Raw genomic sequence first — 19,063 nt, 5'->3', positions numbered from 1 at the left:
TGACGGAGACGGATGAGAATCTGGCGCGAACTATTTAGAAATTCCTGTTGCGCGACACTCTTGCATATACTAGCCTTAAATAAGTAAGCTTATATGCATAAGGAGAGGTGATATGATTTATGACTTCCACACCTACGACCTCAAGCCACGCAGCGTACCCGAACTGGAGAGGGGCGTTGCCGAGGTACTTCCCACCAGGTTGGAAATCTCCCCACTCGCCGGGTTCTGGCACACGGAAGCGGGTCCGCTGAACCAGATACTACACATCTGGCCGTACGAAGACATGGCGGAGCGCGATGAGGCCCGTAGAGAGATGAAGGCAAGGAATGTCTGGGGCGACCTGGGAGAGCTCGTCGTCAACATGCAGTCCGACATCTACCTGCCAGCGCCGTTCACGCGTCCGCTCGAGGAGGCCGAATTCGGGCCCCTGTACGAGATCAGGACATACACGTACATGGCGGGCGAGATTGCGCAGGTCATCGACGCCTGGGGTGAGGCCATCGAGGAGCGCGAGAAGTATTCGCCGTTCGTTGGGGCGTTCTACTCCGACGGGGGCTCGATGAACAGGTGGACGCACATCTGGGCATACCAGAGCTTCGAGCAGCGCATGATAGTGCGCGAGGAGACGCATGCCCTGGGAATCTGGCCTCCTGCCAGCCCCGTGGTGCCAATGCACCAGGAGAGTAAGCTGCTCATTCCGGCCGAGTTCTCGCCACTACAGTAGTTCATCTCCTCCCTTTGGCCCGCGGCGATTTGTCTCTCGTGGTCGTCGCGGGTCTCTTCTATTCAGCATTTGTGCCGATTCGAGAGTCCAGTCACGACACCCGTATGGGGTGAGGAAGCGGCTGGTTGAACAGGTAGCCCTTCGCGTTGAACGGGACGCTGTCGGGCTGGGTGTTGCCCACAGAATCGGTGGCTCGTGTCATGAGAGTGAACTCACCAGGACTGGCGTCCCATTCGAACTCGAAACGCACCCATGAGTACCTGAGCTGCGATTCCTCGATGTTGGCTGACTTCCAGTTTGCGCCTGAGTCTGTGCTCCACTCCACCCTGGATATAGATCCGTGTGGCGAGTGGGCGTACCCGTGGACAAGATGCCGACCGGCGCCCAACTCAGCAGGCCACGGCAGCGCGAGCGCGCTCTTAATCGACTGCGTAGTGACCACCTGCCCGTCTGCCGCACCTTCGGGCTGATAGTCATCACCGATGAGTACGTACGAGGTCGTGTTGTTGCGCGTCCACTGCTGCTCAGAGGACACGATGATTTGTCCGAGCCACTTGATCCATGAACTTCCCACCCATCCAGGAGTCACGACTCTCAGTGGGTATCCGTGGTCCCTTGGCAGAGTCTCGCCGTTCAGTGCATAGGCCAGGATGGTGTCAGGGTGCATCGCCTTGTCTATGGGCATAACCCTGCGGAAGCCTTCCTCAGGCGAGTCTCTGTCGAGATCCACCAAGAGCACGCTGGCGGCGTCCCCGGTGATGCCGGCCCGTTCGAGAACATCCGAGAGCCGAACGCCCGTCCACTCACCGTTACCGATGGCGCCCCTTTCCCACTGTGTGCCCGGCGCCTCCTGCCCATTGACAAGGTTGAACATCGCGCGGTGATTGCCTGCGCACTCAAGGTACGAGACAAGCGTGCGGCTTGGCATGATTCGGACGTCTCGAAGCGACAGCTCCAACGGATTGGCGACTGCGTCTCCCTCAACGGTTAAACGCCAGGAGTCCGAATTGATGTCGATACTCGCGGAGTTGTTTCGCACGAAGAATAGCCGGTTAGGAGTAATGACGCCCTGCATATTTTCCAACCTGGCTTCAAGGCTAGCCTTTCGTTGGATGAACGGCTCCGGATCCTTGAACCAACCAGGGAACTCATCCTGACCTGGGGCGCTGACACCTCCGGCATCTGAATCTGAAGACTGCGGGAATCCTATACCACTGCAGGCTGCCAGCACCGCCGCTGCACCACCCATAGAGAGCAGTTGCAAAATGCGACGCCTGCTGATCCCACTGTCCCTGGCCACGAGCCAGAGATCGGTCTCACGCGAGTCTTCTTCGTAGTTTGAAGTCATGCCGACCTCACAATTTCGCTAGAACGTCTCACAGGATTGGGATAATCTTACCGCGCAACCTTATATCAGAGGACGTCTATGAACTGGTTCGACATCTTGCTGCTGGTCATCCTGGCAGCCGCACTCGTTTGGGGATTGAAAACAGGCATCCTGCAGACGGTCTTCGTGGCCATCGGTGTGGTGGTAGGGTGGTGGCTCGCAGGCAGATACGCGGATGACGTCGGAGGGCTGGCGGGAAGCGTCGCGTTCGCCGACTCGCTAATCACCGCGATGGCGTACTGGATAGTCATCGCCCTCGCAACGTTGGTGGTGGTCAAGATCGGGGGCCTGATCCGAACGGCGCTGAACATAGGAACGCTGGGAGCCGTAGGCATGACTGACAGGATCGGAGGCGTGATCCTGGGCGGCATCGTCGGTCTGGTAGTCGTCTGTGCCGTAATCATAATGCTGTCCAGGCTCGCATTCGACTTCACCATAGAGGTCCCGACCAGCGAGTTGCCCGGCAGGGGACCAGGGATCGTCTCAATCGAGAACCAGCGGGAGGCTCTTGTGAGTGCGCTGACCGAGTCCAGCGGAGTCTCCGTCTTCATGTCAGTTAGAGACGCGCTCCCTGAGAGTATGCTGGGCCTCGTCCCCGACGACTTCGACATGGGCCTCGACATCCTGGACCAGAACATGGGCTAGTGTGCGGACCCCGGTAGCCTTTCTCAAGTTCTTGCGATTCGCTCCTCCCGGTATGGTAGACGCGGTTGGGTTTGCGATAGACTAGGGCGCTAGAGGAGACCTGACTTAAGATAATCGCACGGCTTGGGACTCAGAACCGGCTCTCGGAAGACGCACATGAGCTCAACGGCGACCATACAATCGCCTGTGCTGGTACTAAACCAGAACTACCAGCCCCTCAACATCTGCAACGTGAGAAGGGCGCTGGTGCTTGTAGGACGCGGCAAGGCGGAGCTGATCGAGAACGGCCGCGGCTACATAAGGAGCGTCTCCGACCTCTTCCCGGCGCCGTCTGTGATCCGGCTGGTTTACATGGTCAAGCGACCCGTAATGCGGCGCAGGCTCTCTCGACAGGCGGTCTTCTACCGTGACGGGTTCATGTGCCAGTACTGCGGAAAGCAGACCCGGCAGTTGACGCTGGACCATATCGTTCCCAGGTGGCGAAAGGGTCCGCACACATGGGATAACGTGGTCAGCGCCTGCATACCGTGCAACCATCGCAAGGCCGGACGGACTCCGCGAGAGGCACACATGAAGCTGATGCGCGAGCCCGACGTCCCCAAGCCGAACCCGTACTACATGTTCCACCATCGCGAGATCCAGGACGAGTGGCGACCGTTCATGCCCTGGCTGAACTGACCGACAGGTTCAGGGAGCGTTGCCCATGGCGGTCCGTTCGACGAGCCTGATTACGCGATAGAGTGGCCCCTTCAGGTCGGAGTGGACCACCTGGTCTGAGCCAATAGCGACTCTCCCCACGGCTGAACCGTCGTCTGTCTCGATCTCGACCCGATCTCCGGGACTCAGGGAAAGCGTTCCCGGATCGCAGAAGCGAACGCGGCCCGATGACGACAGCCTGACCCCGACGATGTTTGGCACTATTCGCACCCCTATTGCACCAGCTCAATCCGAAGTCCCCTCTCCCTGAGGGCTGACAGGGGTAGATAGAACGATAATTCGTTCGTCCTGAGCTTGTCGAAGGACACTCCTACCCCCTGGATTCCGGCCGCCGCCGGAATGACGATTTGCGAATACCTACCCCTGTCAGCTCTCAGGGAGAGGGTTAGGGTTAGATTACTTGTGCGGCATCGCTTGTAATCGACAAAGTGTGAACTCTGTGCTTGCCGACGATCAGCACGTGCCTACACCGCAGGCAGCTTCAGCATCATGCCTTCGAGAGCCAGTCTGGGCGAGACATTCCGTTCCAGCAGGAACGTCGTACGCATGACAGTCCTGATCGCGTTCGTGACCGAAGTCGGCGCCAGGCTTTCGGCCGCTCTTGACAGTGATTCCAGTCTGCTGACGTTAGAAACTAACTCCGGCCTCTCCTGCCCGATCAGCAACACATCTCGCCACCAGGAGAGCCACAGTTCCAGTTCCGAATAGACCGATCGGCGGTCACGTGGGAAGCGGTCTGCAAGTGAGGCTGCGTAGTCGAATCTCTCTGTCAGGGGACTTCTGACCACTGTCTCGACCTCGTCCAGCACGTCCGACACGCGCTTAAGCATGTCCGGGTCCTCAGCCGCCTGGACAGCCCAGCCGACACGACCGGAAGCAATCCCGGCGATCTCCCGGGCCCTGTCTGCGCTCAGGCTCTTTCGTTCCACCAGCAGGTCGGCGATCGTCGCCGTGGGCACTGGCCTGAGCTGTACCAGCCGGCACCGTGAGACGATGGTCGGCAGCAATGCCCGCGTGTCGGTTGCCACCAGGATGATCAGCACACTTTCAGGAGGCTCCTCGAGAGTCTTAAGCAGGCTGTTGGCGGCCTCTTCGCTGAACAGCTCGGCGTTCTCAAAGATTATGACCCTGTACCTGCCTTCGAATGGGAGCAGGCTGATCTCGCGCTGTATGTCGCGCACCTGCTCGATGCTTATGAGAGTGCGGAGCCTGCCGGACCTGGCTTTCTCCAGCCCGACGACGCGCACATCAGGGTGGATCCCTGAGGAGATGCGTCTGCACTGACCGCAATCACTGCACGGCCTGTCGTCGGACTCGCAGTTGACGGCGCGGGCGATGTCGAGTGCAAGGGTGGTCTTGCCCACCTGAGGTGGTCCAGCAATCAGGGACGAATGCGAGACGCGATCCGAGTCGAGACCGCGCTGCAGGGCGGCCACCGCTCTTTCATGTCCCACGGCGTCCCACATGGTCAGCTACTCGTACCTCAAGGCTTCTGCCGGGTAAATCCGAGACGCCTGCCTGGCCGGAAGGAACGTGGTCAGCAGTGAGAAGGCGTATGCAATCGCAATTATGGTGCCTATCTGCAGCCACGGAATCGTGAACTTCAGACCGGGTATGTCTTCGCCAATGGAATTCACCAGGTTGTACGAAAGCAGTGCGCCGAGTGCCACACCGAGAAGGATACCCAGCAGCGCCACAAAACTCGACTCCATCAGGAAGCTGGCCAGCACCATTCCTCGCCTGTACCCGATAGCTCGCAGCACGCCGATCTGCTGTCGACGTTCCACGACCGCACGCAGGCTGATAACACCCAGCGCTGCTATTCCCACCAGCAGACCGGAGGCCATGAAACCCTGCAACAGCCTGTTGATTGCAAGGCTCTGTTCACGCGCTTCCTCGAGCACTTCCTCCAGTACAGTTGTCTCAAGCCCGTTCTCGAAAAAGGCCGAGTCCAGCCGCATGGCAATCGACTTCACGTCTCCACCTTCACTCACGATGAACCTGTAAGTCGTAATTGGCAGGGGCTCAGGAGAGATGCCGTCCAGCACGGACTTGGAGAAGATCACCACTCCGTTGTGATCGCTCAGAGCGTCCATGACTCCGATAACAGTCACAGTGGTTACGCCGCCCTCACGGGGGTCTCGGACCTGTATCTCGATCGGGTCCATCTCCTCGTCCTCGAAGTAGAGGCCTTCGACCCTGAATTCAGGTCCGCCGAAGTTGAACCCTCCGCCATCGCGCGACGGGACGGCCACCGCATCGATGACCGCCAGGGTTGGGTTATCCTGCAGGGCGGCCCAGACCTCCTGTTCCGTCGTGCCGTATCCATCGGCGATGATCTTGAACTTGTGTCCGGTTTTGTCCAGGAAGTTCGTGTCGGCTCCGCTAGCACCGTATGACTCCCACTCCTGGTTCTTGGCCCCAACCTGCCTCATCTCGACAGGCATGGACGTGTATCCGCCCACACCGGTGATCTGTCCGGCATCGTCTCCCAGCGCTGAGGGCAGTTCGGCCTCGATGTCATCAATCGGGTTGTTGTAGCTAACTACCCCAGTGATATCCCATCCACCAGTCACCGAGTCCACATCCGACAGCGCATCGGCGAAGGCGGTGTTCAGCATAGACATCACAATTAGCGTGAAGATGACCAGGGCCAGCATTGCCAGCGTCAGACCGGTCCTCAGGCGGGAGTCGAGCGGGTAGGCAATCGCGGTCTTGAGCGCGGGTCTGATTCGCGAGTAGCGTCCGAACGCGGCTGTCATCGCGTCGGTTATCAGGTCTGAGTTGTACACGATGACCCATACAGCCGCCAGGACGAGGCAAACGCCGGATACGAAGAACATCTCGATATTGCCGCTCAGCTCAGGCACGATCCAGTCAAGCGAGCCGAAAGGCGTGCCCCAGAAGAGCATCAGTGTCAGCCCGGTGAACGTAAATGCATTTCGTGATTCCAGGTCTGTAACAGTCGCGGTCTCCCTGGCAAGGCTGATCTGCCTTATAACCTCGAATGCGGCAACTGCGGCGGCGACAGCTATCGTCAGGACCTGACCCTTGGCGATACCGATGCCAATCCAGAAAGCTGCTACCAGCAGGACCAGTGCTCCTGTCAGAAGGGTCTGCCTGCGAGCGTCCCAGCTTGGGCTGTCGAACAACCACCTGAGCATGAGGCCGATGCCGATCACCGTGATCGTCACACCAATGCTGAACGGAGCAAGCTGACCGGACGTCAGACCGACGACAGAGAGCGCGACGCCGGCCACAAACGTTAGCCAGCCCCTGGAAATGGCTACGGTCGATACCCGTGCCAGCGACCACAGTATGAGCGCTGCCCACACTGGGGGCAGCAATTTGAAGAGGCCAATCAACAGGTTTGCCAGCGACGACCTGATTCTACCCTGACGCAGGGCCCGCCACGCCCGTGCAAGGCTGACGAACGGCGTTGCGATGGCCAGAAGCAGCGTTCTCAGCCTTGATCCTTCTGCTGCCGACTCGAGCACGTCAGGAAGGTCCCGTATCGCCGCTACGATGTTCAATCGGCTGGCCCTGTACGATGAGAAGAACACTGTTACGAAAGTCAGTACCACGCCGAGGCAGTAAGAGATCAGGAAGCTCTGCCAGCGGTAGTTCATCACAAGCTCGAAGCCGTTTTCCTCGCTGGCGAAGATGTTGGCCATGATGCTGACCATGGCCAGCCCGACTCCGATTCCCAGCAGCGCGCCAACGAGCGCCGAGATGAGGTCGTACGCAAGTCCCTCGTAGATGAACGACTGCACAAGGTGGCGCCTTCTCATGCCCACGGCCCGGGCGATTCCCATTTCGGGCTTTCGCTCAGCAGCAAGCATGACGAAGATCAGGAATATCAACATAACGCCAGCCATCATCGAGAACAGGCCCATGATGATGAATATCGACAGGATTCCGCTGGCGATGGTGGTCGCGAAGTCCAGGAGATCGGACTTGATGTCCTGGACACTCAGGGTCTTCAGGTCACTGAAGAGTCCGAAGGCTGCAAAGACCTGTACGGGATCTGAGGTCGTCTCTTCCAGGGCGATCAGAGCCTGCGCCGATATAGCGTCGTCTGCAAGATAGGAGACCAGCTTGGAATCGAGGTCGCGCGCCTCTATCAGGTCGGCAAACTCGAGCATGTCCTCCTTGGTGCCATCGGGTAGGTCATCGGCGTTGGCCCTTATCTGTGCGACGATCTCAGGGCTGTTGAGAAGGTCCTTGATTTGATGCGCGACATCGCGGTCGGTAAGGATGGACCTCAGGTGCTCGGTTACCTCATCGCTGAGCTTGGCTCCCTCCCCGGCATCGCCCCTGTTGGATATGGCCACTGTATTAACCTGACCGTGGCGATCGAAGAATGTCTGGGCCTGCGGAATCGAGATCAGGGCGGTGGGGTCATCCCCCGTCAGGCCGCCGTTCTCGGCGATGCCTGCGACTTCCAGTTCGACGGAGCCGCTCTCCAGATACATGACGAGGTCATCTCCGACCGATGCGTCCAGCTCCTCCCGAGCAGTATCGTTGAGGAACGCTCTCTTCCCCGTAAGCGCTGAAGTATCGAGCGCCGTTCCGTCGATGGACGAAAAACGTCCAAAGACACCGCTGTTCCCAGCCTCTATGCCCACGATGTTCATCCGACCGACGTTCTGCTGGCTCGTCAGGTTGGCGATGGGAGCGCGCTCCGAAATGAACGGGGCAAATCCATCAATCTTGTCGTACCCTTCGAGCTCACGTCGCAGCTCGTCAACCTTCTCCATCGGGAAGTAAGGGCTGCTGCCAGTCAGGCCGCCCGGGCGGCCCAGGCCTGATGCCAGATTTGCCGTAAGAAGCTCGTCAATCTCGCCGAGGCCCTTGGTTGCCCCTAGCCTGATGGAGTGGTTCATCGTATCGCCGGTGCCAAGCGCCGACGAGATGATCAGCGTGCTGAGCATTAGGCCGACTACTATCAGGGCCGTCTGCGCTGGCCTGCGTGGGATGTTGCGTAGTCCGATCTTGAGGACGATACGGTTGAGGAGCGCAAGTGCGCCGATGCCTACGACGATCAGCAGGAATCCTATGACGACACCGATCATGATCAGATTAGTGTCGACGCCGAATATCTCTTCCATCTATTGGTCCTGTGGCTTAGTCGTTGTCGCGCAGGCGCACTCAGGACGCCAGTCTGCTAATGAGTATAGGCGAGGGACAGCCCCTGAGGTCGAGTTATCTGGACGGGTGAGGAATGTGAACGGCGATCAGGCCGCCATCCCAGTACCGTCTGACCAAGCTTCTATCAGCTATTGATTAGGATGAAAGACCTCTGCAAGAGCGTCCGAAAGAGCAACATCCAACTCATCATTAACGTGTGAGGGACGGTCTAGAACTAGTCCTCTCCGGTCACCAGACCGTTTCTGACATCGCGTTCCATGAGCTCAGAGTCACGCTCGGCCGGATCGCCTGCTCCGGCGCCACTGGGGAACTCCAGAACCAGCCTGTCGTCCGTGTCGCGCAGGCTGACGTAGCCGGAAGTCATCGAGGCTGGATCATCGCTTATCATCTCGCCGTTGACGATGACGTTGGTCTTGGTCCCGGCCTTGCCCCCGAAGATGCCCTGTGGTGCGAAAGACAGCCTGTTCGGGTGGAAGTAGACGTTCAGCGGACTCTCGTACGATGGCAGCTTGCCGACTGTGACCCTCTGGCCGGGCGCGCCCCTGTACTTGCCGCTTCCGGCTGAGTCTGGCATAAGCTCCTTGCCCACGATGAGTGCCGGACTGCTCACCTCGAACACCTCGACGGGCACGTTGGACGCGCTCGACGGGAACATATTCAGTCCCATGCCGTCGCTCCGGCTTGTAGCTCCCCTTCCGCCGCCGCAGAACAGGTGGGCGTTGAAGACGCGACCGTCCGCCTCGCTTCCGTAGGTGCGGATGGAGGACATCAGCCCGTTGCCCGACTGTATCTGCTCTGGAATCGCCTTTGCGAGTGCGCCGAATATGCAGCCGTGAATATACCAGCCTGTGTTGGTACGCGAGCCAACCGACACAGGGAACGTGCAGTTGATGATCGAGCCCTCGGGTGCGGTGACTGAGATCGGCTCGAAGCACCCCTCGTTTACTGGCACGTCAGGAGTGAGCAGACACGCCAGCGGGTAGTAGGTGTGACCCTGGCTGTAGATCATTGTGCAGTTCAGGCCCCCGCGGTCGATTTGCGGCGCGGAGCCGTCGAAATCCACAGCGATCTCGTCGCCCTTGATCTCAATGCGAACCTTGATGAGCAGGGGGTCTCCCATGCCGTCGGTGTAGACCTCGTTGGTGTACTCTCCGTCTGGAAGCTCAGCGATGGCACGGCGCATAGCGGTCTCGGAACGTCCGCGAATCGCCTCTGACAGCTCTGTTAGGTCCTCCAGCATGTACTCGTCAAGGAAGTCTACGAAACGCCGCGCCCCGACCTGGTTCGCAGCTACCTGCGCCTCGATGTCGGTCAGCACCATTTCAGGCCCGCGCACGTTCCACTTAAACATGTCGAAGGCCAGTTCGTTCGGTTCTCCCTTGTCGTAAAGTTTGCACAATGGGAAGAAGATGCCCTCTTCGTAAGAGTCCGTGACCGCCTTGGCGTCGAGAGAACCGCCAATGTCTGACGTATTGGCGATGTTGCCGACGAATCCCACGAACCGACCCTGGTGGATAACGGGCGACACTATAGCGATGTCCGGCAGGTGACCGGCGCACATCCACGGGTCGTTTGTCATGTACACGTCACCTGGGTGCATCGACTCCACCGGATACTTCTTGAGTATCTCCTTGGTGACGTTCGGCATGGTCATGTTGAAGACCGGCATGGAACGATAAGCGTGCGCGATTGAACGACCCTCAGCGTCGAGGACCTCGCTGATCGTCGAGACCGCCGTGCGCAGGATGGTGGACCACATCTCCTCGGCCACGTTGAGCATCCTGCTCCACATGATCTCAAGGGATACTGGATCGAAGCGTTCTTGTGCCATTCAGTCCTCCAATGTGATGACGAGATTCAGCCACCTGTCCACGGATACGCTTTCGCCGGGACGTACAATCGTTGTGGCTTCGGCCTCTTCGATGATCGCGGGACCTGGGAACTCCGCGCCCGCTTGCAGGCGATATCGGTCATACACATGGCAGTCCACATACCCGCTCGCACTTGGGAAGTACGCTTGCCGAGACCCCTTCACGGCGTCACGGTTTGCGCTCCCTCCGCCTGCAACCTCCTGCTCCCTGAGCGAGAGGTCAGGCTGAGGGCCACTGACCAAAAGCCGCCAGTTCTGTACCTCGATAGGCAGGCTGAGGTTACGGCGGGCGTATAGCTCCTGGTAGATCGAGTGGAAGTCCGACTCTATTCGCTCTATGTCGTCGCCTGACAGCGTCTCGCCGGGGACAGGCACGTTGATCTCGTGTATCTGCCCGACGAGCCGCATGTCTCCGGTTCGCGTCATCTGCACTTCGTCTGCGGACACGCCCGAGTTCGCGAGCATCTCGCGTCCCCACGACTCCATCTCTTCGAAAGTGCGATTAACCTCGTCCCAGTCTGTTCTCTCCAGCAGGCCGGGTGCTGAGCGTACGCTCTCGAACGACAGTGGCGCAGCAAGGCAGCCGAGTGCGGACGTTACCCCGGCTCCGAGCGGCACGACCACGCGGGCCGCGCCGAGAATCCTCGCGACCTCGCAGGCGTGGGCCGGTCCCGCGCCGCCGAATGCGACTATGGCGTACCTACGAGGGTCTTTGTTGCGCCCGATAATGTGTATGCGCGCGGCGGCAGCCATGCTCTCAGTCACGACGCTGTACACGCCCCACGCGGCCTCGACCTCATTCATTCCCATCTGCGAACCGAGACGGGACATCGCAGTCCGTGCGGCGCCGGTATCCAGGTTCATCCTGCCGCCCAGGAAGTAGTCGGGGTTCAGGTAGCCGAGGACGAGGTTGGCGTCGGTCACGGTTGGCTCTGTACCGCCCAGACCGTAGCAGGCAGGACCAGGACTCGCACCCGAACTCTGAGGGCCGACCCGCAGCAGGCCCAGCCCATCGAGCCACGCAATGCTGCCTCCGCCCGAACCTATCTCGATCAGGTCCAGCACAGGAATGACAATGGGTAGCCCACTGCCGATCTTGAACCGGTGGACTCGCGCCACCTCGATTGTGTTCGTCTGACTTGGCCTACCGTCTTCGATGACGCAGGTCTTGGCTGTGGTGCCTCCCATATCAAGCGAGATCAGGTCAGGTTCACCCAGCAGGTCGCTGTAGAAGCCCGCGGCGAGTGCTCCCGCAGCAGGGCCGGACTCCAGCATACGGATGGGCCTTTCGCACGACGCGTCTGCGTCCATGACTCCGCCGGCTGAGTGCATCACCAGCAGTCGTCCGTCATATCCCTCGGCGGCGAGGTCGCGTTCGACGCCACGTATGTAACTGGTGACCGACGGCTTGATGTATCCGTCGGCGGTAGTTGTTGACGTTCGCTCGTACTCGTTGATAACGGGAGCGACCTCGGATGAGAGTGACAGACTCAGGTCTGGATGTCGCTTCTCGATCTGCTCTTTCAGCGCCTGTTCGTTGACCGGGTTGTTGTACGAGTGCAGCAGCGACACCGCGACCGCCTCGACTCCCTGCTCGACGAGTTCGTCCAGCACCTGTGCTGAAGTCTCCAGGTCGAGTTCCTGCAAGACTCTGCCATCGCGATCGACTCGCTCCTGCACCTCAGCCCTGAGATGCCTGGGTACTATCGGATCGGGATAGCGGGCGTGAAGATCGTGCATGTCGTAGATCTGCTCGCGCCCCAACTCCAGTACGTCCCGGAACCCGCGCGTCGTCAGCAGCGCGGTCTTCGCCCCCTTGCGTTCGATGATCGCGTTGGTGGCAAGCGTCGTGCTGTGTACGACAAGCCGCAGCGACTCCGGCGCAGTGCCGGTATCAGCCAGGATCTCCCGAACGCCGCGGATAAGTGCGCTGGCAGGGTCTTCAGGATCGGTGAGCACCTTGTGAACGCTGAGGTCGCCGGTCTCGACGTCGTGGAGAGAGAAGTCCGTAAACGTCCCGCCAATGTCAATGCTGAGCGAGTGTGTTGGCCCCGTCATGCGCGGCGCTCCGCATAAACCTGGTGGGCGCGGTCGATGGCCGCAACCCTGCCGCTCACCAGGTCCTCCTGGCGATTGCGCGCCCACTGGTTGGAGCCTTCTAAACCTGTCAGCGACCCCTGGAACTGCGGCATTACGTATCGCGCCAGCAGCTCGTAGCTGTTGAGGATCCTGTCTCTTGGAGCCCAGTCGATCGTCTGCACCAGCAGCCCGCCGAATCCGCCGCTCTGCTCTTCGAGACGCTTGATTGCGGCGACGCAGTCGTCCGGCGTGCCGATGACCCACGAGCCGGTCTCGGCCATGTGATCGATGACACCCTCTAGAGGACCGTCGTAGGCTGCCTTGCGCCCATTGGTCTCTTCAGTGTACTCGCGCAGGAATCGACCCGCGCCAAGCCTGGCCTCTTCGAACGCCTTCTCGCGGGTCTCCGCAAGGTGTATGGGTAGAGTCAGCCGCCAGTCGAAGCGGTCGACAGTCTGACCGTGCTCCGCCGCCGACTCCTCCGCAACGTCCCACAGTCCCCTCAGGTTGGATTCGCCTGAAGATGGGTCTCTCGGAACGGTGATGGTCAGCACCGACGCGCCGTACTTTCCGGCGAGCGCGACGCCCGCGGGAGACTGCACCGAGGCTACCGCTATGGGCATGTGCGGCTTCTGGAACGGTCTGATCTGGAGCATCGCCTCGTTCAGCTCGAACCAGTCGCTCTTGTACGTGATCGGGTCGGTCTCGGTGAACAGCCGCAGGATGATGCCGAGCGCCTCGTCCATCTTCTCGCGCTGCGTGGTCGGGTCTATTCCCATCATGTAGGCGTCGCCCGGAAGCGCGCCGGGGCCGACGCCGAACATGACTCGCCCGTGTGTCATGTGGTCGAGCTGTGTCATGCGATTGGCGACCATCAGAGGGTGGTGGTACGGCAGGCTCACGACTCCCGTTCCCAGCTTGATGTGCCGAGTGCGATCGGCAGCAACCGCCATGAAGATCTCGGGCGACGAGATGATCTCCCAGCCCGCGCTGTGGTGCTCGCCGATCCAGGCCTCGTCGTAGCCCAGGTAGTCCAGCCATTGGATAAGTTCCATGTCGCGGTCCATGGCCAGTGTCGGGTTCTCGCCCACACGGTGGAACGGACCGAGGAAGATTCCAAATTTCATTCTTTCCGGGAGCGCCATTTTTCTATTCCTCTCGTTCTTCGTTTGGGCGTTACACTTCCACCCTGTAGACCCGCGCTGCGGTGTCGTGGAACATGGCGGCGCGCTCGGAGTCGCTGTAGTCCTTGGATAGGCGCTTGAAGGCGTTGTACATGACGTTGTACGAGTACGAGACCTTGTCCACCGGGAAGTTGCTCTCGAACATGCTCCGATCTGGCCCGAACTGCTCGATGCAGTAGTTCATGAAAGGCGCCATTGACTCGGCCAGCTCCTCAGACCCGATCGGTGTATCGCGCTCGTGCCAGTCGAACCCGGTGCGCGGCATACCGATGCCGCCGAGCTTGACCGTGACGTTTGGACACTCGGCCACTGCCGCAATGCCGCTGCGCCATGTGGCGAGCACTTCGTCGTCGTTGTTGCCATAAGGGCCAACCCTCAGCAGACCTCCAATGTGGTTGAGGATGATCTTGAGATCGGGCACCGCCTTGGCGAAGTCGGCAAGCTCTGGAAGCTGCGGGAAGTACATCCAGCCCTCCAGGGACAGGCCCATTCGTGACAGGACGCGCGCCCCGGCGCGGAATTCGTCACTGGCAAGCTGTCCCTGCATCCTGTAGGCGGACGTGACCTCGATTTCAGGATGAGGGTCCCAGGTCACCGAGTGCCTGATTCCCCTGAACCTGTTGGGGCTCGCAGTCTGGAGCGCCTCGAGTACCGGCTCGACAGCGTCGCCGAGGTTCAGGTTAGCGTGTCCTACTATAGAGGCCGCCGCACGGGTCGGGCCGTACAGCCCGCTCGCGCTCGCAGCAGCGAGCCCCTGGACGAACTCGACCTCTCCTACGGGCTTCATCTCGTCCGGCCCGCCGGACCTGTACATCGCCCGCGCCTCGACGAACACGGTGGATCGTACGTTGTGTCCGCTGTTCACATCGTCTGCGAGGTCGTGCAGCAGGTACCGCTGGTATGGGATTCGCTCGGTACGAAAATCCCAGAAGTGGTGGTGAGGGTCGCAGATCGGAAGATCGGGTTCGAGGGTCTCCTCTTCAGTCAGTGCGAGCCAGTCGTTTCCGCCAAAAGGCATAGTGGGCCTCCGTCGTAGGTTGTAGCGGGCCAATAATATCACAGCGTTTTGCAAACGTTTTCGAGGACAAGATTCATCAACCCTATCGGTAAGGGAGCGCTCGTCGAGCGCTCGCCATTGAGCGTCATACGATCCCAGTGGTACCTTGTTTCAGTCGCCATGACGTTATGGTCAACACACTCAACACCCCGACAGCGAGGAGCAAGACGTAGATATGGAATTCCTGAGCAACGAGGAGATCGTCCAGAGAGCACGGGTGAACCTGCACCAGGGCGCGTGGGACTACTTGGTGGGCGCGTCTGAGTCTGAGACGACCATGCGCCGCAACCGGCTGGCTTTCGACCAGGTTGCATTCCGCCCCCGGGTGCTGGTCGATGTCTCCAGTGTAGACACGTCCACGACATTCCTGGGACAGAACCTGAAGATCCCGGTGTTGCTTGCACCAATTGGCTCGCTCCAGGTCTTTAATCCCGAGGGAGGCGCGGCTTCCACCAGGGCTGCGGCCGAGTACGGCGTCATGCACGTCGTAAGCTCTGTCACGGAGCCCGGACTTGAGGATATTGCCGCTGCGGTCGACCACCCAAAGGTATTCCAGCTTTACCTCCACGGCGACTGGGCGTGGATCGAAGAGCGTGTCGGTGCGATCAAGGACGCTGGGTACATCGGTCTCTGCATCACCGTGGACACCGCCCACTACAGCCGGAGAGAGCGGCCGCTGCTGACGAGGTATCTCACACCCACGCGCCGCGCCCCGCGCAATCCATCCCATGCGGCTTCGGTCACCTGGGAGACAGCGGCTAGGATCAAGGAACTTGCCGGACTGCCGTTCATGCTCAAGGGCATCGCGACCGCCGAGGACGCGAAGATCGCAATAGAGCACGGCGTGGATGTCATCTGGGTGTCCAACCACGGTGGACGACAGCTAGACCACGGACAGGGAACGCTTGAGATGCTGCCTGAGATCGTCGAGGCTGTCGACGGCAAGGCGACGATAGTACTGGACGGTGGCATACAGCGCGGCACTGACGTCCTCAAGGCCGTCGCTCTTGGCGCCGACGCTGTCGCAATCGGAAAGCTCCAGGGCTGGGGAATTGCTGCCGCCGGATGCGAGGGTGTAGTCAGGGTGCTGGAACTTCTGGAAGACGAGATCACCGTCGCTATGGCTCTCATGGGTGTAACCTCGATTGACCAGCTCAACCCGAACTTCGTCTGCAAGGCCGATCCGGTCGTGATGGCACACGAAATGAGCGCATGGACAAACATGCCCGGCGGTCGCATCGGGTAGTCACACAGCAAGGCGAAAGTGAGATCAAGAAGTCCCTTCTCCCTGGGGAGAAGGTTAGGATGAGGGGAAATCTTCGCTCTCACCTCTACCCTTTCCCTGACGGGAGAGGACACCTAACGGGAGCTAGACAACAGGAGGATGACACATGCCATACCTCATCAACCACGTTCACATACGATCAGCAGATCCCTCCGCGTCGGCGGACTGGTACGCCGAACACTTCGGTGCCACGAAGGTCTCCGAGCGCGAGGTCATGCCCGGCACAGTGACGATCAGCATGGACATGGGCTCGCCCGTCCGCCTGAACATCTCATCACAGGTGGCGGGGTCTTCAGACGAGCGCGCCTCTGCGGAACTGAACCGGCTGGGCTTGGAGCACTTCGGGTTCGACGTCGAGGACATCGAGTCCGACATCGACCGGCTGTCCGCTGCGGGAGTCCGGGTCGTTCTGCCCATCACCGAGGTGGCAGGCGGCGCAAAGCTCGCCTACATCGAGGGCCCGGACGACGTCCTCATCGAGCTGGTGCAGCCACCCGGCTGAAGCGATTGAAAGTGATCCTGACACGGCCTCCGTCGGGGGCCGACAACCAGCAGCATTAGGGGCTCTCACTAACTGACCAAGGACTCCTGCGTTGTACTCTCTGAGGTCTGCAAACCGGGGCCTCGGACATCCTGTGCATTCGCTATGATTAAGACATAGGCGGGCCGAACAGAGCACAACAGGAGCTCCGCTGGTGAGACAACGCAGCTACGGTAGAGATACTGGACTCACGTTCCGCATGTTCTTCACGATGTTCATGCTGGCTGGCCTGTGGGTTGTGTTCATGGGCCTGCTGTTCTGGGCGGGCATCTCCCCGGTCCTGATCTTCGGCTTCGCTCTAATCGGTGTCCTGATCCAGTACTTCATGTCGGACAAGCTGGTGCTGATGTCCACCGGCGCGCGCGAGGTCACTGCACAGGAGGAGCCGTGGCTGCACGCGACCATCGAGCGGCTCGCGCAGATGTACGAGATCCCCAAGCCCAAGAAGATCGCGGTAATGGACACGCACGTGCCCAACGCCTTCGCGACAGGTCGGAACCCGGACAACGCCGTAGTGGCCGTCACACGCGGTCTGATGTCCAGGCTCACCGACCGTGAGGCCGAGGCCGTGCTCGGTCACGAGCTAGCCCACGTGAAGAATCGTGACGTCGCTGTCATGACCTGGGCCAGCCTGCTGGTAATCACGGCCGGTTACCTCATGCAGATGCTGTTCTGGATGAGCCTGTTCGGGGGTTTCGGGGGACGCGGCGACCGCAGAGGCGAGGGCGGCAATCTCATGCTGATCATGATGGCCGTCTACGTGGGGACCATTGTCGTCTACTTCTTGGCCCAACTCCTGGTGATGGCGCTATCGCGCTATCGCGAGTACGCTGCCGACCGTGGAGGCGCGATCGTGACCGGCGCGCCGATGCAGCTCGCGTCCGCGCTGGCAAAGATCAGCAACGACATGTACCGCATCCCCGACGAGGACCTCCGCGACGTCAGGCATGCCAATGCCTTCATGTTCGCTCCGGCGCTGTCAGGCAACGACATTTCACGACTGTTCTCTTCCCATCCACCGACGGAGAAGCGCATCGAGCGCCTCCAGAACATGCAGAGGGAGCTCGAGCGCGGCACACCGTTCCGCCCGTAGGCCGGGTTGCGATAAACTCTCTTTCACGGGTTTCAGATGGAAGGGAAGAGAGCGAGACCTCGTGGGCATCTTCAGCGCGATATTCGGACACACCAAACTCAAGACACCGGACAGAGAGCAATTCTTCTCGATCATAGGCGCTGCCTACAACCTGGAAGCCAGGACCGAGTTGCGTCCGACCTACAAGGCGGGCGTTGTGGTCAACCCCGTGGAGTCATCGTACTTCGACAGTCTGGACTCTGAGGTCCGCACCCTGCTCGAAGTCAGCGGCCGTGCCACCGGCACCCGCTTCGAGCTACAGGACGACGAGTTTGGCACCCGCTGGATAATTCTGGATGATCCAGACTTCGAGGACCTCGTCAGTCTCATCCACACCATAACCGAGACGATAGTCGATCACGGCTTCGCAGACCGTCTGCTGGCCGCCGTATTTGGAATGGAGTTCCAGGGGCGCCCCGCGTACTGGCTTTACAACTACAAGGCCGGCAGGTTCTACCCGTTCGTCCCGACAGCCAGCCGCGAGCGCGACTACGCCACCGAAATGCGCATCGGAGAGATCATGCGCGAGGAGAGGATCCCAGTCCAGCGCAAACTGGAGAACTGGTACGCCCTCTGGGGCATCCCGTTCTGAACACCAGCCATTGTTTGTACGTGTAAGCGATCGGCAACACCCATCAACCGTCATTCCCGCGAAAGCGGGAATCCACCCGTCGCCGCGGTCCGCTCGGCAATCCACTGGTGCGAGAGCCTGAGCGATCTATCACTCCCTCGGCGGCAGCGACAACCCCTCGATGAACTCCAGGTTGGGCAGCTTGTCCAACTCAGACGGCGCGAGCCGGAGCTTGGTCGACCGTCCGCCTCCGCCGACGATCAGGTAGTCGAGAGACTGTAATTTCGCGTCCGCATATATGGGCAGATCGGACGGCAGTCCGAACGGCGTGACCCCACCGATCATCATGCCCGTGATTTCCATCGTCTCGTCAGCGCCTGCGAACGACGCGCGCGACACTTCCATCAACCCCTTGACGCGCTTGTTGACGTCGAGCCTGTCGGTGGCTGCGACGATGCAGGCGCAGTGCTTCTTCTGGCCCCGCTTGGACGCCACGACAATCGTGTTGCCCGAATTCTCCAGCGGAAAGCCGTACTTCTCACAGAACTGCGCGGTATCCGCGAAGTCGGGGTCGATCTCGAACATCTCGTAATCAACACCAAGTGACTCCAGCTGAGATACAACGCCGTTCTCAATCGACTCAGATGACTGCACTTCAGAAACCCCCTGCTCAGACCCTATTGACTGCGGATATTATAGCGTGAGGGATTGCATGGCGGA

Annotated in this window: 16 protein-coding genes; 7 read left to right on the top strand and 9 right to left on the bottom strand. The window is 60.1% G+C overall.

What is annotated here, in order from left to right; genetic code table 11:
- Positions 1-112 precede the first annotated feature (112 nt).
- The gene (locus J4G14_08225) at positions 113-724 is read left to right on the top strand and encodes an NIPSNAP family protein (GenBank protein ID MCE2457786.1); all 612 of its coding nucleotides are present in this window, start codon (positions 113-115) and stop codon (positions 722-724) included.
- Between the two features lie 91 nt (positions 725-815).
- On the opposite strand, the gene J4G14_08220 is transcribed toward J4G14_08225, so the two are convergent.
- Positions 816-2,072, bottom strand: a complete 1,257-nt coding sequence (locus J4G14_08220; protein MCE2457785.1) for a sulfite oxidase — start codon at positions 2,070-2,072, stop codon at positions 816-818.
- Between the two features lie 78 nt (positions 2,073-2,150).
- On the opposite strand from J4G14_08220, the gene J4G14_08215 reads away from it, so the two are divergent.
- Positions 2,151-2,756: a CvpA family protein gene (locus J4G14_08215; protein ID MCE2457784.1), complete on the top strand. Its 606-nt coding sequence runs from the start codon at positions 2,151-2,153 to the stop codon at positions 2,754-2,756.
- Positions 2,757-2,912: 156 nt separating this feature from the next.
- A complete protein-coding gene (locus J4G14_08210) occupies positions 2,913-3,434 on the top strand; it encodes an HNH endonuclease (GenBank protein MCE2457783.1) in 522 nt (173 codons plus the stop codon).
- A 9-nt stretch (positions 3,435-3,443) separates the two neighbouring features.
- Here the strand turns inward: J4G14_08210 and J4G14_08205 are convergent, their stop codons facing one another.
- From J4G14_08205 to J4G14_08175, 7 genes are all read right to left on the bottom strand, one after another.
- Positions 3,444-3,674, bottom strand: a complete 231-nt coding sequence (locus J4G14_08205; GenBank protein MCE2457782.1) for a hypothetical protein — start codon at positions 3,672-3,674, stop codon at positions 3,444-3,446.
- 263 nt (positions 3,675-3,937) lie between these two features.
- A complete protein-coding gene (gene holB, locus J4G14_08200) occupies positions 3,938-4,939 on the bottom strand; it encodes a DNA polymerase III subunit delta' (protein MCE2457781.1) in 1,002 nt (333 codons plus the stop codon).
- A gap of 6 nt (positions 4,940-4,945) precedes the next feature.
- Positions 4,946-8,584 carry an ABC transporter permease gene (locus J4G14_08195; protein ID MCE2457780.1) on the bottom strand — a complete coding sequence of 1,213 codons (3,639 nt, stop codon included), beginning with the start codon at positions 8,582-8,584 and terminating at the stop codon, positions 4,946-4,948.
- A 254-nt stretch (positions 8,585-8,838) separates the two neighbouring features.
- A complete protein-coding gene (locus J4G14_08190) occupies positions 8,839-10,455 on the bottom strand; it encodes a hydantoinase B/oxoprolinase family protein (protein MCE2457779.1) in 1,617 nt (538 codons plus the stop codon).
- Positions 10,456-12,552, bottom strand: a complete 2,097-nt coding sequence (locus J4G14_08185) for a hydantoinase/oxoprolinase family protein (protein MCE2457778.1) — start codon at positions 12,550-12,552, stop codon at positions 10,456-10,458. It abuts the gene before it with no gap.
- The gene (locus tag J4G14_08180) at positions 12,549-13,718 is read right to left on the bottom strand and encodes an LLM class flavin-dependent oxidoreductase (GenBank protein MCE2457777.1); all 1,170 of its coding nucleotides are present in this window, start codon (positions 13,716-13,718) and stop codon (positions 12,549-12,551) included. The genes J4G14_08185 and J4G14_08180 overlap by 4 nt, the downstream gene beginning before the upstream one ends.
- Before the next feature lie 31 nt (positions 13,719-13,749).
- Complete coding sequence (locus J4G14_08175) at positions 13,750-14,775, bottom strand: amidohydrolase family protein (protein ID MCE2457776.1); 1,026 nt, start codon at positions 14,773-14,775, stop codon at positions 13,750-13,752.
- Between the two features lie 214 nt (positions 14,776-14,989).
- Between J4G14_08175 and J4G14_08170 the strand changes: the two genes are divergently transcribed.
- From J4G14_08170 to J4G14_08155, 4 genes are all read left to right on the top strand, one after another.
- Positions 14,990-16,060, top strand: coding sequence for an alpha-hydroxy-acid oxidizing protein (locus J4G14_08170; GenBank protein ID MCE2457775.1), 1,071 nt, complete (start codon positions 14,990-14,992; stop codon positions 16,058-16,060).
- Positions 16,061-16,205: 145 nt separating this feature from the next.
- Positions 16,206-16,601: a VOC family protein gene (locus tag J4G14_08165; protein MCE2457774.1), complete on the top strand. Its 396-nt coding sequence runs from the start codon at positions 16,206-16,208 to the stop codon at positions 16,599-16,601.
- Positions 16,602-16,794: 193 nt separating this feature from the next.
- Complete coding sequence (gene htpX, locus J4G14_08160; protein ID MCE2457773.1) at positions 16,795-17,733, top strand: zinc metalloprotease HtpX; 939 nt, start codon at positions 16,795-16,797, stop codon at positions 17,731-17,733.
- Positions 17,734-17,794: 61 nt separating this feature from the next.
- Positions 17,795-18,364: a hypothetical protein gene (locus J4G14_08155; GenBank protein ID MCE2457772.1), complete on the top strand. Its 570-nt coding sequence runs from the start codon at positions 17,795-17,797 to the stop codon at positions 18,362-18,364.
- A gap of 129 nt (positions 18,365-18,493) precedes the next feature.
- On the opposite strand, the gene J4G14_08150 is transcribed toward J4G14_08155, so the two are convergent.
- Positions 18,494-18,928, bottom strand: coding sequence for a hypothetical protein (locus J4G14_08150; GenBank protein ID MCE2457771.1), 435 nt, complete (start codon positions 18,926-18,928; stop codon positions 18,494-18,496).
- Positions 18,929-19,063: the final 135 nt, after the last annotated feature.

Source organism: Dehalococcoidia bacterium (genome assembly GCA_021295915.1).
Taxonomy (GTDB): Bacteria; Chloroflexota; Dehalococcoidia; order Lucifugimonadales; family UBA1123; genus VXRN01.
Note: the sequence above shows the minus strand (reverse complement) of the source record. Positions and strands in the feature narration are given on the sequence as shown.